Origin of the sequence: Haloarcula limicola, from assembly GCF_010119205.1 — an archaeon.
Classification (GTDB): Archaea; Halobacteriota; Halobacteria; order Halobacteriales; family Haloarculaceae; genus Haloarcula; species Haloarcula limicola.
This window is the reverse complement of the sequence record NZ_WRXM01000005.1, coordinates 37,233-57,511: the sequence shown is the minus strand read 5'-3', so window position 1 is coordinate 57,511 and position 20,279 is coordinate 37,233. Positions and strand designations below refer to the sequence as shown.

Sequence of the window (20,279 nt, the reverse complement as noted above, 5' to 3'; positions counted from 1 at the left end):
TCTCTATTTCGGTACCGTATCGACTCCGCGACATCGTGCGGCAGTCCGAAAAATAGCGACAGTAGTCCGTACGATTCGCCGTCGGCGTCAGAACAGGCCGGAGATGTCTCCGTCCTCGTCGATGTCCATGTCGGCGGCCGCCGGGCGAGCCGGCAGGCCGGGCATGGTCAGCGCGTCCGCGGTGAGCGCGACGATGAAGCCGGCACCCGCCGAGGGGTACACCTCGCTGATCTCCAGTTCCCAGCCCTCGGGCGCGCCCTTCTTGCTCGCGTCGTCGCTGAACGAGTGGAACGTCTTGGACATGCAGACCGGGTAGTCACCGAAGCCCAGATCTTCCATGCGTTCGATGTCGTCCAGCGCGCTCCCGGTGAACTTCACGCCGTCCGCACCGTAGATCTCGGTGGCGACGGTCTCTATCTTCTCCTTGATGGGGGCCTCGTCGTCGTAGAGGTACTCGAAGTCGTCCTCGTCGCTCTCGTCGACGGCGCTGATGACGTGCTCGCCGAGGGCTTCGCCGCCCTCGCTGCCCTTCTCGAAGACCTCGGACTCGGCCACGCGCACGCCGAGGTCGTCCCGACAGTGGTCGAGTACCGCCTGGACCTCGTCGTCGGTGTCGTCCGGGAAGCGGTTGAGCGCCACGACGACCGGGACGCCGAACTGCTGGAGGTTCGAGACGTGCCGGTCGAGGTTCTCGAAGCCGGCCTCGACGGCGTCGACGCCGGATTCCTCGATCTCGTCGAAGTCGACCGGCCACTGGTCGAGGCCGTGGTACTGCAGCGCCCGGACCGAGGAGACCAGCACGACCGCGTTGGGCGTCATGTCTCCCAGCCGGCAGACGATATTCATGAACTTCTCGGCTCCCAGGTCCGACCCGAACCCGGCCTCAGTGACGAGGTAGTCGCCCATGCCGAACGCGGCCTTGTCGGCGATGAGCGAGTTCGTCCCGTGGGCGATGTTCGCGAAGGGACCGCCGTGGACGAACGCGGGCGTCCCCTCCACGGTCTGGACGATGTTCGGCTTCAGGGCGTCCTTCAGCAGCATCGTCGCGGGCCCGGTGGCCTCGATGTCGTCGACGGTTATCGGCTCGCCGTCGGTGCCGTAGGCGACGATGATGCGTGCGATGCGCTCTTTCAGGTCGCCGAGGTCCTCCGCGAGACAGAGGACGGCCATCAGCTCCGAGGCCGCGGTCAGTTTGAAGCCGTCTTCTCGCGGCGTCCCGCCGGACTCACCGCCCAGCCCCACGACCGTCTCGCGCAGCGCTCGGTCGTTCATGTCCAGCGAGCGCTTCCAGGCGACGTCGTTGACGTTGATATCGAGGTCGTTGCCCTGCGAGAGCCGCGCGTCGAGCATCGCCGCGATGAGGTTGTGCGCCGACGTGAGCGCGTGCAGGTCGCCGGTGAAGTGGAGGTTGATCTCCTCCATCGGCAGTACCTGCGAGCGGCCGCCGCCGGCCGCGCCGCCCTTCACGCCGAACACCGGCCCGAGCGACGGTTCGCGGATGGCTATCATCGCGTCCTCGCCGAGGTGGTTGAGGGTCTGCCCGAGGCCGACCGTCGTGACGGTTTTCCCCTCGCCCTTCGGCGTCGGGGTCATCCCGGTCACGAGGACGAGATTCCCCTCGTTGTCGGTGGCCTGCTCCCGGAGTCGGTCGATGGCGTGGTGCTTGACTTTCGCCGTGTATTCGCCGTGGTACTGGAGGTCGTCGAGGCCGAGTCCCCACGGTTCGACGAGTTCCCATATCGGTTCCATGTCCGTCGACTGGGCGATGTCGTAGTCCGTCGGAATCGGCTCGTGGCTCTCATCGGGTGAAGACATTTCACACGGTGATTCCCCGTCCCACCCAAAGAATGTTCGCGTAGGTGACAGTCGCGGTATACGATAAGTTTCCCCGAAGCCGCCGCCGAGAGCGGCCCTCGTCGTGTCGGATTCGAAATGCGAAGAGCTTCGGTGAGTCGGTCCTCACTCCGCGGCCGAGCGAAGGAAGTCGACGATAGCCCGCGGTTCGGCGTCGAGACCGCCGCCCTGTGCGAGCGTCGGCTGGCCGCCGCCACCGCCGCCGAACTCCCCGGTCACCTCGTCGACCACTTCGTCGGCGCTCGTCTCGCCGCTCGTCCCGACAACGACGAACGTGGCCCCGTCGCGGCCGACGAGGGCGACCACGTCGGCGGGCAGGTCACGCGCTCGCAGGCGGTCCGACACCGCGTTCGGCCCGACGCTCTCGACGGTGCCGACGACCCACTCCTCGCCGTCGCGGGCCACCGAGTCCGCCGCGAGGCTCGCTATCCGCGCGTCGAGTACTCGTTCCCGCAGGTCGTCCCGTTCGTCTCGTAGCGCCTCGTTCTCCGACAGCAGGCTCTCGGCGCACTCCGGGAGGTCCCCGACGCTCGTGTCCAGCGTCTCGGCGGCGCGGGCCGCGTTTCGGCGCGTCTCGACCCCCTGGCGGATGGCCGCGGGGCCGACGGCGAACTCGACCCGCAGGAGGTCGGCGCCCGGATTCGAGATCCCGAGCACCGATACCGGACCGAGCTCGCTCGTCGTCCTAACGTGCGTCCCGCCACAGGCGGAGACGTCCCAACCGTCGATCTCGACGATACGGACCGTCTCTGCCGCGTCGGCACCGTCGCGGAGGTTGAAGACGATATCGTCGTCGGCCCTGGCTTCGTCGGCGTCCATCTCGTACCAGTCGACCGGTCGATCGTCCCAGACTATCTCGTTGGCTCGCCGTTGGAAGTCGAGCGCGTCCACGTCGTCGGCGTCGCCCTCGACGTCGAAGTCCAGTCGCACGGTGTCCTCGCCGATGTCGAACCCGCCGTACCCGTGGCCGTCCAGCAGCCGCCGACCGACACCGTAGACGACGTGGCTCGCCGTGTGCGCCCGCATGGCGTACGTCCGGAACGCCTCGTCGAGTTCCCCCTCGACGGTGTCGCCGACCCCGAACGACGGGTCGGCCGCGAGCGTGTGGACGACTACGTCGTCTCGCTTCTGTACGTCGACGACTTCCACGCCGCCGAGGGCGCCGCGGTCGGCCGGTTGGCCGCCGCCCTCGGGGTAGAAGTACGTCTGATCGAGCGTCACGTCTCGCCCGTCGACGCCTGCGACCGCCGCCTCGAACGCCGTCACGTACGGCCGCTCGGCCGCGAGGGTCCCCGTGTCGTCGGTCATGTGAGACCGCTCGGCGCGCCCCGGCATAAATGGTCCGCTGGCAACAGCTTAATCAAGGTCCGACCACCGATATGTGGTATGCAGTACCACGAGGCAGCCGACCGGCTCCAGTCCCTACAGCGCCGTCGGCCGAAGCTGGGAACCGAGACGACGGCGCGGATGCTCTCTCACCTCGGGGAGCCGCAAGCGGGAATGGACTGCGTGCAGGTAGCCGGCTCGAACGGGAAGGGAAGCACGTGTCGGATGCTCGAGTCGGTGCTCCGGACGGCGGGCCTCGACGTCGGCGTGTTCACCTCTCCCGCCCTCAACGGCTTCCGCGAACAGGTCCGCGTCAACGGCGATCCGGTGCCGAAATCCCGCGTCGTCTCGTTCGTCGACCGCATCGACCCGTGTCTCGACCGCCTCCGGGCCGACGATGACGCGCCCACCCACTTCGAGGTGGTGACGGCGCTGGCGCTCGACCATTTCGGCCGCGAGGGCGTCGACGTCGCGATTCTGGAAGTGGGCATCGGCGGGCGATACGACGCGACCAGCGCCGTCGACCCGGTCGCCAGCGCCGTCACGAGCGTCAGCTTAGAGCACACGGACCTCCTCGGGGACACCGTCGAGGAGATCGCCCGCGACAAGGCACAGGTCGCGCCGACCGACGCGCCGCTGGTGACCGGCGCGACCGGTGACGCGCTCGATGCGATCCGCACACAGACGGACGTGATCACCGCCGGACCGAGCGAGGCGGACGTAGTGGCGGTCGAGAACGGGATGCGCTCGGACGTCGAGAGCGACGTCTCCATCACCGGCCCCGACTGGGCGTTGGAGACGCACCTGCAGCTGCTCGGCGAACACCAGGCGACCAACGCCGGCGTCGCCGCGGCGCTCGCCCGACAGGTCGCCGACGTCGACGTCGGACGGATCGCGGCGGGGCTCCGGAAGGCGACGATTCCCGGCCGGTTCGAGATCGTCGACACCGACCCGCTGACCGTGCTCGATGGCTCCCACAACCCCGGTGCGATGGCGACGCTCCGCGACGTGCTCGACCGCTTCGAGTACGACGACCTGCGGCTGGTGTTCGGGGCGATGTCGGACAAGGACCACGACGAGATGGCCGCCGCGCTGCCGGCGGTCGAGACCGCCTATCTCGCTCGGCCCGGAGTCGACCGGGCAGCGGACGTCGAGACGCTCGCCGCCGCCTTCGACGGTCACGCGACGACCACCGAACGGATCGAATCCGTCTCGGAAGCCGTCCAGCGCGCGCTCTCGGACGCCAGCGAGAGCGACGCGGTCCTCGTCGCCGGATCGCTGTACGCCGTCGCCGAGGCGCGGGACCGGTGGACGCGCCTTCTCGTCCCGAGAGACCACGGTCGACCGCCAAGCGAACGGGGCGCGCTCGGCGGCGCGACGTTCGCCGAGACGACCGCCGGCGACGTGGACCACCACGTCCTGACGACGTACCTCCGACCCGAGCAAGCCGAGCGGGTCGCCGAACGCCTGACGGCTCTCGGCGGCGACTGCCATCGGTCGGCGACGGGCGCGCCCGGGAAGTTCGTGGCGACGGTCCTCTCGGGGACGGTGTCGCAGTTGCGGGGACTCGCCGACGCGATCGAAGCGGACGGCCTCGGCCTGGCACACGTCGCCGGCCGTCTCCGGGACGCGCTCGACGAGTCGACGGGTCCCTTCGACGCCGATGAGACGGCGGTGATGGGCATCCTGAACGTCACGCCCGACAGCTTCCACGACGGCGGCGAGCACGACGGCTTCGACGCGGCCGTCCGACGGGCGGAGGAGATGGTCGCGAACGGGGCCGACATCGTCGACGTAGGGGGCGAGAGCACCCGCCCGGGCGCCGAACCGGTGTCGGCGGAGCGGGAGATCGAGCGCGTCGTCCCCGTCGTCGAAGCGCTCGCCGAGCTCGACGTGCCGATCTCCGTCGATACGCGGAAGGCCGTCGTCGCGGACGCGGCGTTGGCGGCCGGCGCGGACATCGTCAACGACGTGTCCGGGCTCTCGGACCCGGAGATGCGGTTCGTCGTCGCCGACCACGACGCCTCCCTCGTGTTGATGCACAGCCTCTCCGCGCCAGTCGACCCCGACTGCTCGCGGACCTACGACGACGTGGTAGACGACGTGATGCGGGACCTCTGCGAGCAGGTCCTGCTGGCCCAGCGGGCCGGCATCGACCGGGAACAGATAATCGTCGACCCCGGTTGTGGGTTCGGAAAGGACGCCGCCGAATCGTTCGAGCTGGTCGACCGGCTCCCGGAGTTCGCCGCGCTTGGCTGTCACGTGATGGTCGGCCACTCCAGAAAGTCGATGTTCGAGCGCATCGACCGCGCGGGCGACGACCGACTCTCGCCGACGCTCGCGGTAACCGCGATGGCGGCCGAGCGCGGGGCCGACGTGGTTCGCGTCCACGACGTAGCGGAGAACGCGGCGGCGGTCCGGACCGTCGGTGCGACCACCGATACGTAGGAGAACCGACAGTTCGTGTTCCCCACGGGGACGGCCGCATGCGTACCCGCTATCCCTCGATTCCGGTACCCGCCGCGACCGCCGTGAGCGCCGTATCGGCCGCTTCTTCGGCGTCGTCGAGCCGCCGCCGCGCGTCCGCAACGAACGATTCGTCGTCGATGAGGTCGAGGTTCTCCCGGACGATAGTCGCGGCCGACGCCAGCGCGGTCCGCGCGATCCGCGCCCCCACGGCCACGTCGACCACCGCGTTCCGAGTCCCCTCCTCGGCGACGGCGACGGCGTGTTCGGCGACGGTCGCACAGGCTTCCGCGATTCGTAACGGTACCGTCGTGGCTCGCTGGAGCGCCGCCTGCGGGTAGTCCGTTTCGGACCCGTCCTCGAAGGCCGTCTGAACGGTATCGACGGCGGCGGCGTCCGCGTCAGCCAGCTCGAGTAACTGCTCCCGGTCGGCCGCGAGGTCGTGCCGAGCGTCGGTCAGCGACGCCGTGGGCTCGCTCGTGTGGATGGCGACCATCTCACAGAGGGCGGCGCCCATCGAGCCGGTCACGGCGGCGACAGCGCCCGCGCTCGGAGCGACCGCCGAAGCGGCGACTCCCGAGAGGAACGAGTCGATGGTTCGGTCGGCGATGCGGTCGTCGGACATGTCCGTGGCTGGTCGCGCCGCCGAGTAAGCCTTTTCGCCACCGCCGACGCGAGCACCCTATTTCGCGGCCGGCTGGCGGTAGCGGGTCTCCCGGAGGTAGATGACCAGACTGGCGCTCAGGAAGCTGAACCCGGCCGCCCGCAGGTTCCCGACGGTCATGGCGACGAGCCCGGCGAGCATCAGTCCGGCGGCCAGCAGCGCCAGCCCCGTCGGAATCAGTTCGACCATCGTCTCGGCCTGATAAACGAGTCCTACGGTGAATAGTTTGTGGATTTCACCGGCTCCGGTAGAACTGCGCGGGCTCCCGATGGTATCGACATCGCGTGCGGACCGCCCCTGAGAGGCGGTAGACGCGGGGCGTCGCTAGTCCTGCGTCATCCGGTTCCGGGGACGGGAACGGTCATATACGAGCCGTCTGCGGCGCACAGACGCCACAACGCCGGCGATAGCTTTTCCCCGTATCGACCGAAACACCGAGACGTGATATCTAGTGTCAGCCGTCGTCTGACCGCGGGACTGTCGCTGCTGGCCATCGTCCCGGGGGTGGTCGCCGGACAGTCGTCAGGGCTCCCAGTCGTCACCGGCACGTCGGGGGCGGTTCGGGCAGTCGGTTCGTTCGCGCTCGTGTTACTGTTCGGCGGGGCCGTCCTCTATCGACACGAGGGGTTCGTCGACCGCTCCCTGGACGCCCTCGTGGACCGCCCGGGAGTAGCCGTCTTCTACGGGCTGATGGCGTATCTCATCGTGCTCGCCGTCGGGCTCTACGGGATCAGCCAACTGGGTCGCGTCGGCGTCGCGGACACGCTGCTCGGCCGGCTCGCTGTCGTCTGCATACTCGCCGCGATCATGCTGTTGACCGGCTTCGGGTTCCTCGTGGTCGGCACGCTCGTCACCGACCTCTGGGGCCACCACAGACCGGTTTACGGGCTCGTCGTCGGGGCGGGGCTCAGCGCTATCGGCTGGCTGGTCCTCCCGGTGATCGGTGGGCTCGCCGTCTGGGTCGTCCTCGCGGCGTTCGGCATCGGCGGGGCGACGCGCCTCTGGTACCACGCCGAGCGCTCGGTCGACGTCGAGCGGTAGCCGTCGCCGGTCGGCGGGCGACCGGAGAAAAAGACCGTGCTCCCGCGTCAGTCAATCGGTCCCGCTTGCCGATTCGTCCCGCTCGTTGATGTTCGTCACCATCTCGTCACCGGACGTGACGACGTCGACGTCTCCCCTGTCCGAGAGGTCCTGGATGGTCTCCGCGAACTCCTCGGATTCGAGAATCTGGTACTCGTTGCTGAGTCCCAGATAGGTCGTGTAACACATCAGACACAGGATCGCCGCGAACGGAAGTCCGGTGGTGATGGCGGCCGTCTGGAGCGCGGTCAGTCCGCCGCCGATGAGCAGCAGCGCGGCGACGAGCCCCTCTACGAGCGCCCAGAAGATGCGCTGGACCTTCGGCACGTCGTGCTTGCCACCCGAGGTCAAGTGGTCGACGACCAGCGACCCGGAGTCGGAGGACGTGACGAAGAAGGTGACGACGAGCAGCGTCGCGAGCAGCCCCGACACGGCTGCGAGCGGGTACTGATTCAGCATGATGAACATCCCGAGGGTCTCGAAGGCGGCGTAGCTCAGCTCGGTGTACTGCGCCTGGACGGCACCGCCACCTAAGGCGCTGTTCAGCGCACTGCCGCCGAAGGTGGACAGCCAGATGGTCGAGAACAGCGACGGGAGGAACAGCACGCCCAGCACGAACTCCCGGATGGACCGCCCCTTCGAGATGCGCGCGATGAACATCCCGACGAACGGTGACCACGCGATCCACCAACCCCAGTAGAACACCGTCCACGCCGTCGGCGTCCCGTTCGACGCCGGAGCGAGCGTGCCCGTGAAGAGGCTAAGACCGAGGATATTCTGGAAGTAGAGGCCGAGTCCCTCGACCCACGTCCCGAGGATGAACACAGTTGGGCCCACCAACATGAGGAACCCGAGCAGCGCGAACATCAGGTACAGATTGAGCGTGCTCAGACGCTTGATTCCGCCCTGGAGGCCGGCCGCCACCGACGCCGTGGCGATGAGGGTGATACCGGCGATGAGTAGTACTCGCGAGAACTGGGTGTTCGGAATGGCTGCAACGCCGAGCATCTCGCTGCCGAACACGTAGTTGAGGCCGCTGTTGACCTGTGCGACGCCCAGTCCCAGCGACGTCGATAGGCCGAACAGCGTCGCGAACACGGTTACGAGGTCGATCACGTGGCCCGGCCAGCCGTATATCCGATCGCCCAGCAGGGGCCAGAATATCGATCGGAACGTGAGCGGCAGGCCGCGGTTGAACGAGAAGAACGCGAGACCGAGACCGACGAGGCCGTAGATGGCCCACGGGTGGAACCCCCAGTGGAAGAACGTCTGCGCCATCGCGGCGGCGGCTGCCGACCCCGTCCCGGCTTCGACGCCGAAGTAATCCGGCGGCGTGTTGAAGTAGAACATCGGCTCGGTGACGCTGAAGAACATGAGACCGATGCCCATACCGGCGCTGAACAGCATCGCCATCCACGAGAAGTCGCTGAACTCCTTCTCGGCTTTGACGCCGCCGATCTTGATCTTGCCGTACTTGCTGAACGCGAAGAACAGTAGGACGACGATGAAGATGTTCACTGCCAGCAGGTAGAACCACCCGAAGGTGTTCCCGATCGCGTTGAACAACCAGGTGTACGCCCCCGAGACGTCGAGACCGACCACCGGTCCCAACAGCGTCAGGGCGATGAACGCCGCGATGAGGAGCAGCGCCACCGGGAACACGACCGGATGCACGTCGAATCCCAATCTCTGGATGTTCGTATCGCCCGGCTCCCGGTCGGACTCGGGGTGGAACAGCTCCACCTGCAGCCCGTCCGACATCTCGCCGGTGGTATCATCACTTCTTGACATACGGTACCCCCTTCGTTCGAACGTCCGCTGAGTGGCCGCGTTGTATCATATGGTCGTTGTTGGCAGCTCGTGATTCGTCCGATGCATCGGAGCGTGTGTCCGTCGTTCGTGTTCGGTTGAACCCTACTTGGTGGCCCGTACACCCCGTCTGGCGGGTCAGCGTTCTCGTCGCCGCGGATGAGTGATGAATCGAATATTGCGTGTTACACAACCTCATACACATGATTTGATTGGACTATAATAAAACTTCACTCTATAGTCACGTCAGAGCCGAATCGGCCCGTCTCGATAGCGATTCTGAAAATCTGCTGATACGTTGTGGTTCCAGAACAGATCGTTCGGATGCTCGTACCACGATTACACTTCGTCCATTGCCATTCGCTCGGTGATAACAGGGACGGTTGCGCTCCGGACGACTTTATCCGTAGTCCCGCCCAGCAGGTTCCCGAGTTTGCCGCGGTAGGCCGACCCCAGTACGATCACGTCCATCCCGTCCTCGTCGGCGTAGTCGACGATCTCCTCGCTTGGCGTCCCGCTCCGTATCGTCCACTCGTACTCCACGCCGTGGTCCGCCGCGATGTCGCCCAGTTCCGACAGCACCTCCTCGCCGTAGGCCTGGTACTCCTCCCGGAGGTCCTCTTCGTCGTCCCGAAGTGACATGGCCCGAGGGACTCCGGGGAGATCGATGACGTAGAGGCCGTGGGCCGTCGAACCGAGTTCGGCCGCCAGTTCGATAGCGTGTCGTGCCCCCTTCCGTGCCTCGTCGCTCCCGTCGAAGGGTATCAGGATATGCTCGTACATTGTGAACACCCAACACTGATTTCGGCGACTTCTGTCAAATAATTTTCCCTCGGAGCGTACAGACGAATCGGCCGTTTGCGACCGGACCGTATCAGACCTTCCGAGCGATATTGTCGACCGGGTAGTCGGCGTCTCGGATCGCGGCGACGATGGCTTCGGCGTGTTCGGCCCCGCTGGTCTCGACGTTGAACACGAGATACGCCTCGCCGATATCTAGGTCGTCGACGGAGCGCTCGTGGCGTACGTCGTGAATATTCGCTCCCAAATCCGCGATGATTCCGGAGATCTCCTTCATCACGCCGACGCGGTCGTCGATACGGACCCGTAGCCGAAGGAGCTGTTGGCGCTCGGTCATCGCGTGGATGAGCACCTCCTGTAACTGGGTCATGTCGAGGTTGCCGCCACAGAGCAGCGGCATCACCGTCTCGCCGCTGACGTCCACGTCGTCGCTGAGGACGGCGGCGACAGAGGCGGCACCGGCCCCCTCGACGACCTGTTTCGCTCGCTCCATCAGGACGAGAATCGCCTGTGCGATTTCGGTGTCCGTAACGGTCACCACTTCGTCGACGTTCGCTTCGATGATCCGGAGGGTAGTCTCGGAGATGCCGCCGGTGGCGATACCGTCGGCGATGGTCTCGACTTCGTCCAGCGTCACTGGCATTCCTTTATCGAGGCTCTCGTGAACGGTCTCGGCACCGGTCGCCTGCACGCCGATAATGCGGGTCTCCGGCGAGAGGTGTTTGATGGCCGTCGAGATACCGCTGATGAGGCCGCCGCCGCCGATGGGGACGATCACCGTGTCCATATCCGGGAGGTCGTGATACATCTCCGTGCCCAGCGTCCCCTGTCCGGCGATGATATCGACGTCGTCGTAGGCGTGGACGAACTCGGCGTCGGTGCCCTCGACGGCCTCCTGTGCGCGGGCCATCGTCTCCTGGAAGTCCCGGCCGACGAGCTCGACGGTCGCGCCGTAGCCTCGGGTCGCGTCGACCTTCGTCTGCGGGGCGTTCTCCGGCATGAAGATCGTCGAGTCGGCCCCGCATTTCGTGGCGGCCAGCGCGACGCCCTGGGCGTGGTTGCCCGCGCTGGCGGCGACGAACTCCTCGACGCCGTCGGCCACGTCCTGTGAAATCTTGTTGTACGCGCCTCTGGTCTTGAACGACCCGGTCCACTGGAGGTGTTCCATCTTGAGGTACACCTCGCCGCCGACAAACGTATCGAGCGACGAGCTCCGCTCGACCGGCGTCTGCTTGACGACGGTGTCGTCGTCGAGGCGTTCGCGGGCGCGTTCGATGGCGGCGTAGGTGACCGGGAGTTCGTCTGATTCAGTCGTTGTCATTGGTTGGTGGTGATCGTGGTTCGATGACGACGGTCAGCGGATGATCTTGTCTCGGCCCGGGTCGAACAGCGGCTCGTCCCGAATCGTCGCGTCGTACGTCTCGCCCTCGCACTGGACCTGGACCGACGTCCCGGCTTCTGCGTACTCGTCCGGGACGTACGTGTAAGCGATAGACTCCCCGATGGTATAGCCGAAGTCGGCGGCCTGCACGTAGCCGATGGCCTCCCCGTCTTTGAGGACCGGGCGGCCGCTCAGCAGGATGTCCGTCGAGTCGTCGAGCGTCAGGGGCGTAATCCGGTTGTCGATGCCGTCCGCTTTGGCGTCTTCGAGCGCCTCCTTCCCGACGAAGTCGGTCTCCATGTCCAGAGCGAACGGCAGGCCGGCCTCGAGCGGGTTCGAGTCCGTGTCGATGTCGGTCCCCCAGAGCCGATACCCCTTCTCCAAGCGCATCGAACTCAGCGCGCCGCCGCCCATCGGCCGCACGTCGAGGTCCTGGCCTTCCTCCCAGAGCGTCTCCCAGAGCTTCTGGCCGTACTCCGCCGGTGCCCACAGCTCCCAGCCGAGTTCGCCGACGTAGGACACCCGTAGGGCGATGACCGGCACTTCACCGACGTAGATCTGCTTGGCCCGGAAGTACGGGAAGCCGCTGTTGGTGACGTCGGCGTCGGTACAGCGCTGGAGCAGGAGCCGCGATTTCGGCCCCCAGAGCCCGATGGTCGTCTTGCCGCCCTCCTCGACGGTGACCGAGACGGTCTCGGGGGCGTGTTCCTTCAGCCAGTTGCCGTGAATCTGCGGCGAGTTGCCGCCGCCGGTGGTGACCATGTACTCGTCGTCGTCCAGCCGGACGACGGTCACGTCCGCGAGGATGCCGCCGCCCTCGTTCAGCAGGAGCGAGTACCGCACCTGCCCGACGTCGATCTCCACGTCGTTACTACAGACCCGCTGGAGGAACGACTCGGCGTCGCTCCCCTCGACCATGATGGAGCTGAAGGTGGTCATGTCGAACATCGACACCTTCTCGCGGGTGTGCAGGTGTTCGGCGGCTTCGATCGGCGAGCGGTTGATGTTCTGCCAGCCGTCCTGTTCGGGTATCTGGTCCTCGTAGCGCTCGACGAGGTCGGCGTTGGACTCGTAGTACTGCGGGGATTCCCAGCCACCGCTCTGGTAGAACTCCGCGCCCAGTTCCTTCTGCTGGTGATAGAACGGACTCGTCCGGAGTTTGCGGTGGTCGTCCGGTTGCCAGCGCGGTTCGACGATGCTGTACACCTGCTCGTAGCGCTTGGCCCCGCGGTCGACGAAGAACTCCTTCTCGCCGGCGTGGGGCTCGAACCGCCGGACGTGGATGCCGCCGGTATCGACCGGTCCCGAGGGGAGTCGCGGGACGCCGTTCTCCATCCACTCCGCGAGGATGCGGCCGTAGCCGCCGGAGTGGGTCCACCAGATCGCGAGCCCGGTCCAGAGGCCGTCGACCGCCGCGGTCGGTCCGACGGCAGGCATCCCGTCGGGCGTGAACACGAAGATGCCGTTCTCGGTGACGGCGTACTCCTGATCCTCGGTGGCCGGTAACAGTTCGTCGAAGGCCTGTTTCGCCGACTTGTCGCGGTTGCGGTGCGTCGGCGTCTCCCAGTGTTCTTCGGTGAACCCCCGCACCGACGCCTGCCGCTCCTCGCTGTTCGTGCCCATCGCGTCGGGGTCGACCGAGAGCGTCTCGTGGTTGTACGATCCCATCCCGAGGGCGTTCCCGTGGGTCCGGAAGTACAGCGAGTGGTCCTGGTCGCGGCCGACCGCTCGGTTCGGGCCCTCGCTCATGTACTCCGGGATATCTCTGTCGCCGGGCACGTCCAGACCCGTCGTGTTGTCGCCGACGGCACTCTCCTCGCCGGCGAGTTCGTCCATCGGTTCGGTGACGACGTACTGGTGCTCGACGGGCGCGATGGGGAGATCCAGTCCCGCCAGCTGGCCGGTCTTGTACCCCCAGTTGTTCGTCGCCAGCACGCAGCGGTCGCACTCGATGCGACCCTGGTCGGTGACGACAGCGCGTATCTCTCCGCCCTCGACGTCGAGGTCGGTCACTTCGGTGTCGCCGTAGAAATCCGCGGTAGAGTTGTCCATGTACCACTGGAGGGCACCGATGCCGTCGACGCGGCCGTCGGTCGGCGAGTAGTACCCACCGAGTATCTCGTCTTCGTCGACCATCGGGAGGTGGTCGGTCACCTCCTCGGGCGTGAGTAACTGCGGGTCGGGGAGGCCGTAGGAGGTCGCCCACTCCTTACGGCGTCGGAGGAAGTCCATCCGCTCCTCGCTGCGGGCGAGTTCGATGCCGCCCACTTCGTCGTAGACGCCGGCGTCCGACAGGAGTCGGCTCGTGTAGTGGGCCGCCTTCGTCTGTATCTTCGACGGCGACGTCTGGAACATGATGCCCGGCGCGTGGACCGACGACCCGCCGGTCACCGGGAGGGGGCCCTGGTCGATGACGGTCACGTCCTCGGCTCCGAGTTCGGTTAGATGGTAGGCGACGCTACAGCCGACGGCCCCCGCGCCGATGACGACGGTGTCGGTCCGTGCTGGTGGCTCGTTCGCACTCATATCTCTCACTCCGAACTGCTTCTGTCACAATCTTAAATACACCGGTGAGGTGAGCGAGCGGAACGAAGAATCGGCCGTACACGGCCGGCATCGGCAATAAATTGGGAAAATGGGTCAGTCCTCGGCGCGACGTCGCCGCCGTCACAGCGAACCTCAGAGTGACAGGGGAGAGATACGAACGCCCGTTCGACTCAGACGAGCGGTTCCTCGCGGACCGTCGCGGCGTACCGATCGCCCTCGAAGAGGACTTCCAGGTCGGTCCCGGGGTCGGCGTACTCCGGCGGGAGATAGGTGTAGGCGACGCAGGCACCGGTGGCGTAGCCGTACTCGGCGCTGTGGACGTAGCCCAGCGCCTCGTCCGAGCCCGGAGCGAAGACCGGCCGGTCGTCGAGGATGGCCGCGTCCTCGTCGTCCAACGTGAGACAGGCGACCTCGTGAGCGACGTTGTCGCCCTCCGCGGCGGCCGCGACGGCCTCCTTGCCGATGAACTCCGTGTCGAGATCGACGGCCCAGCCGAGGCCGCTCTCGTAGGGGTTGTGCTCCGTGTGGAGGTCTTCGCCCCACAGCCGGAATCCCTTCTCGATGCGGAGGGCGTCCAGCGCGCCGTTGCCGTAGGGCCGGATGTCGTACTCCTCGCCGGCCTCGAGGACGATCTCCCAGAGCCGCTCGCCGTACTCGGAGGGCGTGTACAGCTCCCACCCGAGTTCGCCGGCGTAGGAGAGCCGCATCGCCCGGACGGGGACGTTCTCCGCGAAGCACTCCTGGCTCGTGTAGAACGGGAAGGCGTCGTCCGAGAGGTCCGCGTCCAGCACCTTCGAGAGCACCTTTCGGGAGTCGGGGCCGGTACAGACCATCGCCGCCATACTGGAGGTCACGTCGTTGACCACGACGCCCTCGGGCGACTGCTCGCGCACCCACGCGACGTGGTTGTTCCCGACCTCGCGGCCGGTCGTCAGCAGGAGGTAGCGGTCCTCGTCGGTCCGCGTGACGGTGACGTCCGCGCGGACGCCGCCGCCCTCGTTGCACAGCAGCGTGTAGCGGATGCCGCCCACGTCGAGGTCGATGTCGTTCGTACAGAGGTACTGGAGGAACTCGCCCGCGTCCTGACCGATGACCTCCATCTTGTTGAACGAGGTCATGTCGTGGAGTCCGACCTTCTCGCGGACGTGCAGGGCCTCGGCCCCCTCGATGGGCGACCAGTAGACGCCCTCCCAGCCGTCGCGGTCGGGGATCCGGTCGCCGTACTCCTCTACGAGGTCGGCGTTGGACTCGAACCACTGCGGCTCCTCCCACCCGGCTTCGGCCCACAGTTCCGCGCCGTACTCCTCGTGGGTGTGGTACATCGGCGTCCGGCGGATGTCCCGCTGATTGTCCGTCCACACCCACTTGGGATGCATGATGTTGTAGACGATGCGGTACTCCTCCGCGCCGATGTCGCGGGCGAAGTCCCAGCTCCCCTCGTGCTCGTCGAAGCGGTTGACGTTACACTGCGAGAGGTCGATAGGACCGTCGTCCAGCTGCGGGACGCCGTTCTCCATCCACTCGGCCATCGCCTTCATCGCACCGCCGGCGTGGGTGACCCAGATAGCCGCCGCGGTCCACAGTCCCTCGCACGACTGGACCGGTCCCATGATCGGGAGGCCGTTGGGCGACTCCGAGAACATCCCGTTGTACTTGTGTTCCAGTTCCGCGCCCTCGGTCGCCGGCAGCAGTTCGTCGCTGGCCTGTCGGGGGGCCTTGTGCGGGCGGTCCGGGTGGGTCGCGGTGTCCATGTGGACGTCGGTGAACTCGTGGACCGACCCCTGCTCGCCGTCGGGGTCGTTGCCGCCGAGTTCCTCCGGGTCCGGGACGATGGATTCGTGATTGTACGAGCCGATGCCGTAGGAATCCCCGTGCGTCCGGTAGTACATCGCGTTGTCCTGATCCCGGAGGATCGGACGGTCGGGACCGACGAGCAGCCGCTTCGCCTTCTCGCCGGAGACGTTCTCGTAGTTCTCGAACAGCGGGTGGTCGGTGATGTCGACCGCGCTCTCTTCCATCTCCGAGAGGGATTCGGTCATCGTGTACTGGTGCTCGACCGGCGTCACCGGCAGGTGTACGTCGATCTTCTCGCCCAGCTGCCGGGCCCAGATGTTCGTCGCCACCACCACCTCCTCGCACTCGATGGCGCCGTCTTCGGTGACGACGCGCTCGACCGAGTCGCCCTCGATCTCGATGTCTTCCGTGCGCGTGTGCGGGACGAACTCCGCACCCCGGTCCATCGCCTCTCGGGCCAGGGCGTCGCAGGCGACGACTCCCGAGACCTGACCGTCCGTCGGCGAATAGTAGCCGCCGAGGATTTGGCTCTCGTCGACCAGGGGGAGATGGTCGGTGACCTCCGACGGGGAGAGTAGCTGCGGGTCCTCGATACCCCAGGCCTTCGCGTGCTCGACGCGGCGCTGGAGGAACGCCATCCGCTCCTCGCTGCGGGCCACCTCGATGCCCCCGACCTCGTTGTACGCCTGCTGGCCGTCGGCCCCCTCCAGCTCCGAATAGAGCTTCCGGCTGTAGTTCGCGAACTGGCTGAGTTCCTTCGGTTCGGCCGTCTGGAACATGATGCCCGGTGCGTGCGTCGACGACCCGCCCGTGGTCGGCATCGGGCCCTGATCCACGACGACGACGTCGTCGCGCCCGAGTTCCGTCAACTGGTACGCCAGATTGCAGCCGACGATGCCGGCCCCGACGATGACCGTGTCGGCCCGGTTCGGCACGCTGTCGGTCGTATCCATCATCTGTTTCGAACGTGCCGCTGGCGGGCAGATATAGCTGTCGCCGGTGCCCCTCCCTTTTTCAAAAGGTACCTGAGCTGTTACTTCGAGGTTGAGAATAACAGAGATACCCCTGTGAGACAACTGACACGGGCGCGTTCCGGGCGCTGCGACGGGCTCACGGGTCGCTCCGAGCGCGTCGGCACAAAGACATTTACGACGGACGCGAGTCGGGTGACACGCATGGTTCAGTCCATCCCACTCGAGACCGCGACAGAACTCATCGAAGCGGCCGAGGCGAAAGCCGAGGACATCGACAACCCGATGGTCGTCACCGTCGCCAACAGCGAGGGGAACCTCGTCGCGCAGCACCGCATGGACGGCGCGTGGTTGGCCTCCGTCAGCATCTCGCGGAACAAGGCCTACACCGCGGCCGCCCTCGAAACGCCGACCCACGAACTCGCCGAACCGTCGGAGCCGGGCAACTCGCTGTACGGGTTGCAGACCACCGACGAGGGCCGCATCGTCATCTTCGGCGGCGGCTACCCGCTCGAACGGGACGGCGAGATAGTCGGCACGATCGGCGTCTCCGGGGGGGCCGTCTCGCAGGACCGCGAGGTCGCGGAGGCGGGCGTGGAGCGCTGGCAGGAACTCTCGGAGTAGTTATTCGGCGGTGGGGCCGGGGTCCCGTTCGGCCACGGCGTCGAGCAGGTCGACGAGCGCCCGACTGGCCGTCTCCAACAGCTCCTCGCCCAGTTCGGCGCTCCCCTCCCGCGGGTCGCCGACGACGCCGTTGTCGGTGAACTCGTCGGAGTCGAACGCGAGGTTGACCCGGCCCTGCCAGTCGCCCCAGCGGTCGCTGCCGCCCTCGGCGGCCTCGTCCAATCGCTCTTCGCGGACCGTCTCGGGGTTGGCGTGCCGGAGGAGCGCCGTCTCCAGCGGTCCGCCGTGACCCATGTCCGAACTGTGGTCGCCGACCTCCTCGAACCACGTGAACGGGACCGCGTACGCGTCGTCGTGGCGAACTATCCGTCCGGCGACCTCCCGGAGCGCCGGAACGTTACCGCCGTGACCGTTGACGAGGACGACGCGGTCCCAGCCGTGGGACGCGAGGCTGCCGACGATGTCCCGGACGTACGACCGGAACGTCGACTCGGACGTCCACAGGGTCCCGGCGAAGCGCCTGTGTTCCTCGGCGATGGCGACTGGAACCGGGGGCGCGACGACGACCGGGTCAGGGTGCCGCTCGGCCGCCCGCTCGGCGAGCGTCTCGGCGTTGAGCGTGTCCGTCGAGAGCGGCGCGTGCGGACCGTGCTGCTCCGTGCTACCGACGGGCAACAGCGCGAGGTCCGTCTCGGCGTCGTCCATCTCCGTCCACGTCGCGGTTGTCAGGTCCATACGCGTTCGCTCGCCGGGGACACCGATAAAACTCCGCCGCCCGGTGCTTTTTGCATCCAGCGGACGGCCACTCCGTATGGAGTACGAACCGGTCTCGCACGCGGCGACCCAGCGCCGCCTCGGACGCCTCCCGTCGGGTGCCGACGTCACCGCCACCGTCCATCGGTACGACGGCGGCGCGGGGCCGACGGTGTACGTCCAGGCCGCACAGCACGGCATCGAACTGAACGGGCCGGCGGCGCTGCGGCGCTTACACGACCGGCTGTTAGCGACCGAGGTCGCCGGCACCGTCATCGTCGTGCCGGTGGCGAACTCGCTCGCGTTCGACCATCGCTCGTACGCGACTCCCTCGGCGTACGACGTGATGAATCCGAACATGAACCGCGTCTGGCCGGGCGACAGCGACGGAACGTTGCAGGAGCGCCTCGCCGACCGGCTCTGGGACCTCGTGAGCGACGCGGACGCGGCCATCGACTTGCACACCGGAACCGCCGACATGCTGGAACACGTCCGGTTTCAGGCCGGCCGACCGGCCGCCCGGACGCTCGCGACGGCGTTCGGCACGAAGCACCTACTGAGCGACGAGGACGACGCATCCGACGACGACTTCAGCGGGAAGTTCCGAACGGCGGCCGCCCGCGAGGACATCCCGGCCATCACCGCCGAACTCCGCAACAGCCGACAGGTGACCCGTTCGGCGATCGAATCGGGCGTCGAGGGCGTCCTGAACGTCCTCAGAGCGGTCGACGCCCTCGAACCGGTGGTCGCCGAGCCGCCCGAACAGCGTCTACTCCGAGACGACGCGACCGCCGCGGTCGCCGCCGAATCGGGACTGTTCGAGGCGCGGCCGGACGTGGCGGTCGGGGACCGAGTCGACGCTGGCGACGAGTTGGGGACCGTCTACTGCCCGTCGTCGTTCGACCGACTCCAGACCGTAACCGCCGAGGACAGCGGCGTCGCGTATTCACTGACTCGGGAAGCGGTCGTCGTCGCGGGCGAGCGACTCGCCGGTATCGGGACGCCGGTCTGAGCCCGCTGGCCGCCGTCCTCGTCGCTCGGCCACGGGAACTCGCCATTTGAATGGGTTGTGTATTCCTCACGTACGATTATGCTCCATAACGTGTCATAGTATGACAATACCATGGGACTCCAACGTTCGTTCGACGTCCTCTCGCGGATAGTCGAACGGTACGAATCACGCGGTCGGTCGATTCGGGACGTCGAAGCGAGGACGGATTCCGGCGACGCGGAGACGCTCCACGTCAGCGTGGACGCCCCGGTGTCGCTATGTGCGGAATCCGAGAGCGGGCTGGACTCGGGGATCAGTCTGGAGTCGGCGTCGCTCTCCGACGGCGGCCTCACGGCCGAGTTCTCAGTGTCGGAACTGTTCGACGTCCCGTCGGTGGACGGCGTGACCATCTCGACCGACGAGCACGCCGTACGGGTCGTCGACGGCATCCTCGTCGTGACAGCCGAACTCACGATCGAGTCCACGTGCGAGGGGGCACAGGGGCCGGTGTCGGCCGAAGCGTCGCATCCGGATGGAGACGAAGCCGCCGAACTCGCCGAGTCGGAAGACCCCACCAAGTCCAGAGACCCATCGGAGTCGGAAGACCCCGCTGAGTCGGACGACCTGTCGAATCGGCTCGCGGCGGTCCGAAACGAGTCCGTTCCCGCCTACGAGGACACCGAGTACCTCACTGCCCTCTACGAGGCCTGTGACACCTTCACCGAGATGAGCGAACACATCCCGATGGACGTAGCGGCCGAGACGGTTCGACGATACATGATCGAGGCGGGCGTCCACGACCCGACCTCCTACGACACTGCCGGCGACGCCGAGTCCGTCGAAGCGGAAGAGGAGGAGGAGCCATCGTCCGAACCCACCACCCAGCATCCAAACCAGGCCGCTGCCCCACTCGATACCATCCCGGAAGAGCAGCTCGTCACGGACGGTCTCGGACTTCCCGAAGACGTCCAGGTCGAGGACGTCGTCGATGCCGTCGTGGAGTCGGGGGCCGTCTACGAGGTCGAACGCCGACTCGGTCTCGACCAGCAACGCACGCGCGAACTTTTGGGTCAGCTCAACGTTCTCGACCTCGTGTTGTGCCGACTCGACCACGGAGACCGGACGGCTTCTCGGGACGACGTCGTCCGGCGGATTCGGCAGTGTACGACCACTGAGGTGTCCGGTGCCACTTAAATGGGTTGGTAACAGCACCCACAG

At 66.8% G+C, this 20,279-nt stretch carries 15 protein-coding genes; 5 read left to right on the top strand and 10 right to left on the bottom strand.

Annotation, left to right across the window (positions count from 1 at the left end; genetic code table 11):
• Positions 1-87: 87 nt before the first annotated feature.
• Together GO488_RS18485 and GO488_RS18480 are read right to left on the bottom strand one after the other, a co-directional pair.
• Complete coding sequence (locus GO488_RS18485; protein ID WP_162319330.1) at positions 88-1,815, bottom strand: formate--tetrahydrofolate ligase; 1,728 nt, start codon at positions 1,813-1,815, stop codon at positions 88-90.
• A gap of 144 nt (positions 1,816-1,959) precedes the next feature.
• Positions 1,960-3,162: an alanyl-tRNA editing protein gene (locus tag GO488_RS18480; RefSeq protein WP_162319329.1), complete on the bottom strand. Its 1,203-nt coding sequence runs from the start codon at positions 3,160-3,162 to the stop codon at positions 1,960-1,962.
• Positions 3,163-3,240: 78 nt separating this feature from the next.
• On the opposite strand from GO488_RS18480, the gene folP reads away from it, so the two are divergent.
• Positions 3,241-5,628, top strand: coding sequence for a dihydropteroate synthase (gene folP, locus GO488_RS18475; RefSeq protein ID WP_162319328.1), 2,388 nt, complete (start codon positions 3,241-3,243; stop codon positions 5,626-5,628).
• Between the two features lie 49 nt (positions 5,629-5,677).
• Here the strand turns inward: folP and GO488_RS18470 are convergent, their stop codons facing one another.
• Both GO488_RS18470 and GO488_RS18465 read right to left on the bottom strand, forming a co-directional pair.
• Positions 5,678-6,271 (bottom strand): cyclodeaminase/cyclohydrolase family protein, encoded by a 594-nt coding sequence (locus tag GO488_RS18470; protein ID WP_162319327.1) that lies wholly within the window; start codon positions 6,269-6,271, stop codon positions 5,678-5,680.
• 57 nt (positions 6,272-6,328) lie between these two features.
• A complete protein-coding gene (locus GO488_RS18465; RefSeq protein WP_162319288.1) occupies positions 6,329-6,499 on the bottom strand; it encodes a hypothetical protein in 171 nt (56 codons plus the stop codon).
• A 252-nt stretch (positions 6,500-6,751) separates the two neighbouring features.
• Here GO488_RS18465 and GO488_RS18460 point away from each other — a divergent pair, with 252 nt between their 5' ends.
• Positions 6,752-7,351, top strand: a complete 600-nt coding sequence (locus GO488_RS18460) for a hypothetical protein (RefSeq protein WP_162319326.1) — start codon at positions 6,752-6,754, stop codon at positions 7,349-7,351.
• Positions 7,352-7,402: 51 nt separating this feature from the next.
• Here GO488_RS18460 and GO488_RS18455 read toward each other — a convergent pair whose 3' ends face one another.
• The 5 genes from GO488_RS18455 to GO488_RS18435 form a co-directional block, all read right to left on the bottom strand.
• Positions 7,403-9,181, bottom strand: a complete 1,779-nt coding sequence (locus GO488_RS18455; RefSeq protein WP_162319325.1) for a BCCT family transporter — start codon at positions 9,179-9,181, stop codon at positions 7,403-7,405.
• A gap of 357 nt (positions 9,182-9,538) precedes the next feature.
• Positions 9,539-9,982 carry a universal stress protein gene (locus tag GO488_RS18450; RefSeq protein ID WP_162319324.1) on the bottom strand — a complete coding sequence of 148 codons (444 nt, stop codon included), beginning with the start codon at positions 9,980-9,982 and terminating at the stop codon, positions 9,539-9,541.
• A gap of 91 nt (positions 9,983-10,073) precedes the next feature.
• Positions 10,074-11,321 carry a threonine ammonia-lyase gene (gene ilvA / locus GO488_RS18445; protein WP_162319323.1) on the bottom strand — a complete coding sequence of 416 codons (1,248 nt, stop codon included), beginning with the start codon at positions 11,319-11,321 and terminating at the stop codon, positions 10,074-10,076.
• Between the two features lie 33 nt (positions 11,322-11,354).
• Positions 11,355-13,907, bottom strand: coding sequence for a GcvT family protein (locus GO488_RS18440; protein ID WP_162319322.1), 2,553 nt, complete (start codon positions 13,905-13,907; stop codon positions 11,355-11,357).
• Positions 13,908-14,098: 191 nt separating this feature from the next.
• Positions 14,099-16,675 carry an FAD-dependent oxidoreductase gene (locus GO488_RS18435; protein ID WP_162319447.1) on the bottom strand — a complete coding sequence of 859 codons (2,577 nt, stop codon included), beginning with the start codon at positions 16,673-16,675 and terminating at the stop codon, positions 14,099-14,101.
• Between the two features lie 222 nt (positions 16,676-16,897).
• Here GO488_RS18435 and GO488_RS18430 point away from each other — a divergent pair, with 222 nt between their 5' ends.
• Positions 16,898-17,317, top strand: coding sequence for a GlcG/HbpS family heme-binding protein (locus GO488_RS18430; protein WP_162319321.1), 420 nt, complete (start codon positions 16,898-16,900; stop codon positions 17,315-17,317).
• Here GO488_RS18430 and GO488_RS18425 read toward each other — a convergent pair whose 3' ends face one another.
• The gene (locus GO488_RS18425) at positions 17,318-18,052 is read right to left on the bottom strand and encodes a creatininase family protein (protein WP_162319320.1); all 735 of its coding nucleotides are present in this window, start codon (positions 18,050-18,052) and stop codon (positions 17,318-17,320) included.
• A 76-nt stretch (positions 18,053-18,128) separates the two neighbouring features.
• On the opposite strand from GO488_RS18425, the gene GO488_RS18420 reads away from it, so the two are divergent.
• Both GO488_RS18420 and GO488_RS18415 read left to right on the top strand, forming a co-directional pair.
• Positions 18,129-19,082 carry a succinylglutamate desuccinylase/aspartoacylase family protein gene (locus GO488_RS18420; protein WP_162319319.1) on the top strand — a complete coding sequence of 318 codons (954 nt, stop codon included), beginning with the start codon at positions 18,129-18,131 and terminating at the stop codon, positions 19,080-19,082.
• 111 nt (positions 19,083-19,193) lie between these two features.
• Positions 19,194-20,255, top strand: a complete 1,062-nt coding sequence (locus GO488_RS18415; RefSeq protein WP_162319318.1) for a DUF8073 domain-containing protein — start codon at positions 19,194-19,196, stop codon at positions 20,253-20,255.
• Positions 20,256-20,279 lie beyond the last annotated feature (24 nt).

What these genes read in the sequence shown, in the direction of transcription:
- GO488_RS18415 (WP_162319318.1), top strand. Translation starts at nt 19,194, where the DNA reads ATGGGACTCCAACGTTCGTTCGACGTCCTCTCGCGGATAGTCGAACGG.
- GO488_RS18455 (WP_162319325.1), bottom strand. Translation starts at nt 9,181, where the DNA reads ATGTCAAGAAGTGATGATACCACCGGCGAGATGTCGGACGGGCTGCAG.
- ilvA (WP_162319323.1), bottom strand. Translation starts at nt 11,321, where the DNA reads ATGACAACGACTGAATCAGACGAACTCCCGGTCACCTACGCCGCCATC.
- GO488_RS18480 (WP_162319329.1), bottom strand. Translation starts at nt 3,162, where the DNA reads ATGACCGACGACACGGGGACCCTCGCGGCCGAGCGGCCGTACGTGACG.
- folP (WP_162319328.1), top strand. Translation starts at nt 3,241, where the DNA reads ATGCAGTACCACGAGGCAGCCGACCGGCTCCAGTCCCTACAGCGCCGT.
- GO488_RS18430 (WP_162319321.1), top strand. Translation starts at nt 16,898, where the DNA reads ATGGTTCAGTCCATCCCACTCGAGACCGCGACAGAACTCATCGAAGCG.
- GO488_RS18440 (WP_162319322.1), bottom strand. Translation starts at nt 13,907, where the DNA reads ATGAGTGCGAACGAGCCACCAGCACGGACCGACACCGTCGTCATCGGC.
- GO488_RS18485 (WP_162319330.1), bottom strand. Translation starts at nt 1,815, where the DNA reads ATGTCTTCACCCGATGAGAGCCACGAGCCGATTCCGACGGACTACGAC.
- GO488_RS18420 (WP_162319319.1), top strand. Translation starts at nt 18,129, where the DNA reads ATGGAGTACGAACCGGTCTCGCACGCGGCGACCCAGCGCCGCCTCGGA.
- GO488_RS18450 (WP_162319324.1), bottom strand. Translation starts at nt 9,982, where the DNA reads ATGTACGAGCATATCCTGATACCCTTCGACGGGAGCGACGAGGCACGG.
- GO488_RS18425 (WP_162319320.1), bottom strand. Translation starts at nt 18,052, where the DNA reads ATGGACCTGACAACCGCGACGTGGACGGAGATGGACGACGCCGAGACG.
- GO488_RS18435 (WP_162319447.1), bottom strand. Translation starts at nt 16,675, where the DNA reads ATGGATACGACCGACAGCGTGCCGAACCGGGCCGACACGGTCATCGTC.
- GO488_RS18470 (WP_162319327.1), bottom strand. Translation starts at nt 6,271, where the DNA reads ATGTCCGACGACCGCATCGCCGACCGAACCATCGACTCGTTCCTCTCG.
- GO488_RS18465 (WP_162319288.1), bottom strand. Translation starts at nt 6,499, where the DNA reads ATGGTCGAACTGATTCCGACGGGGCTGGCGCTGCTGGCCGCCGGACTG.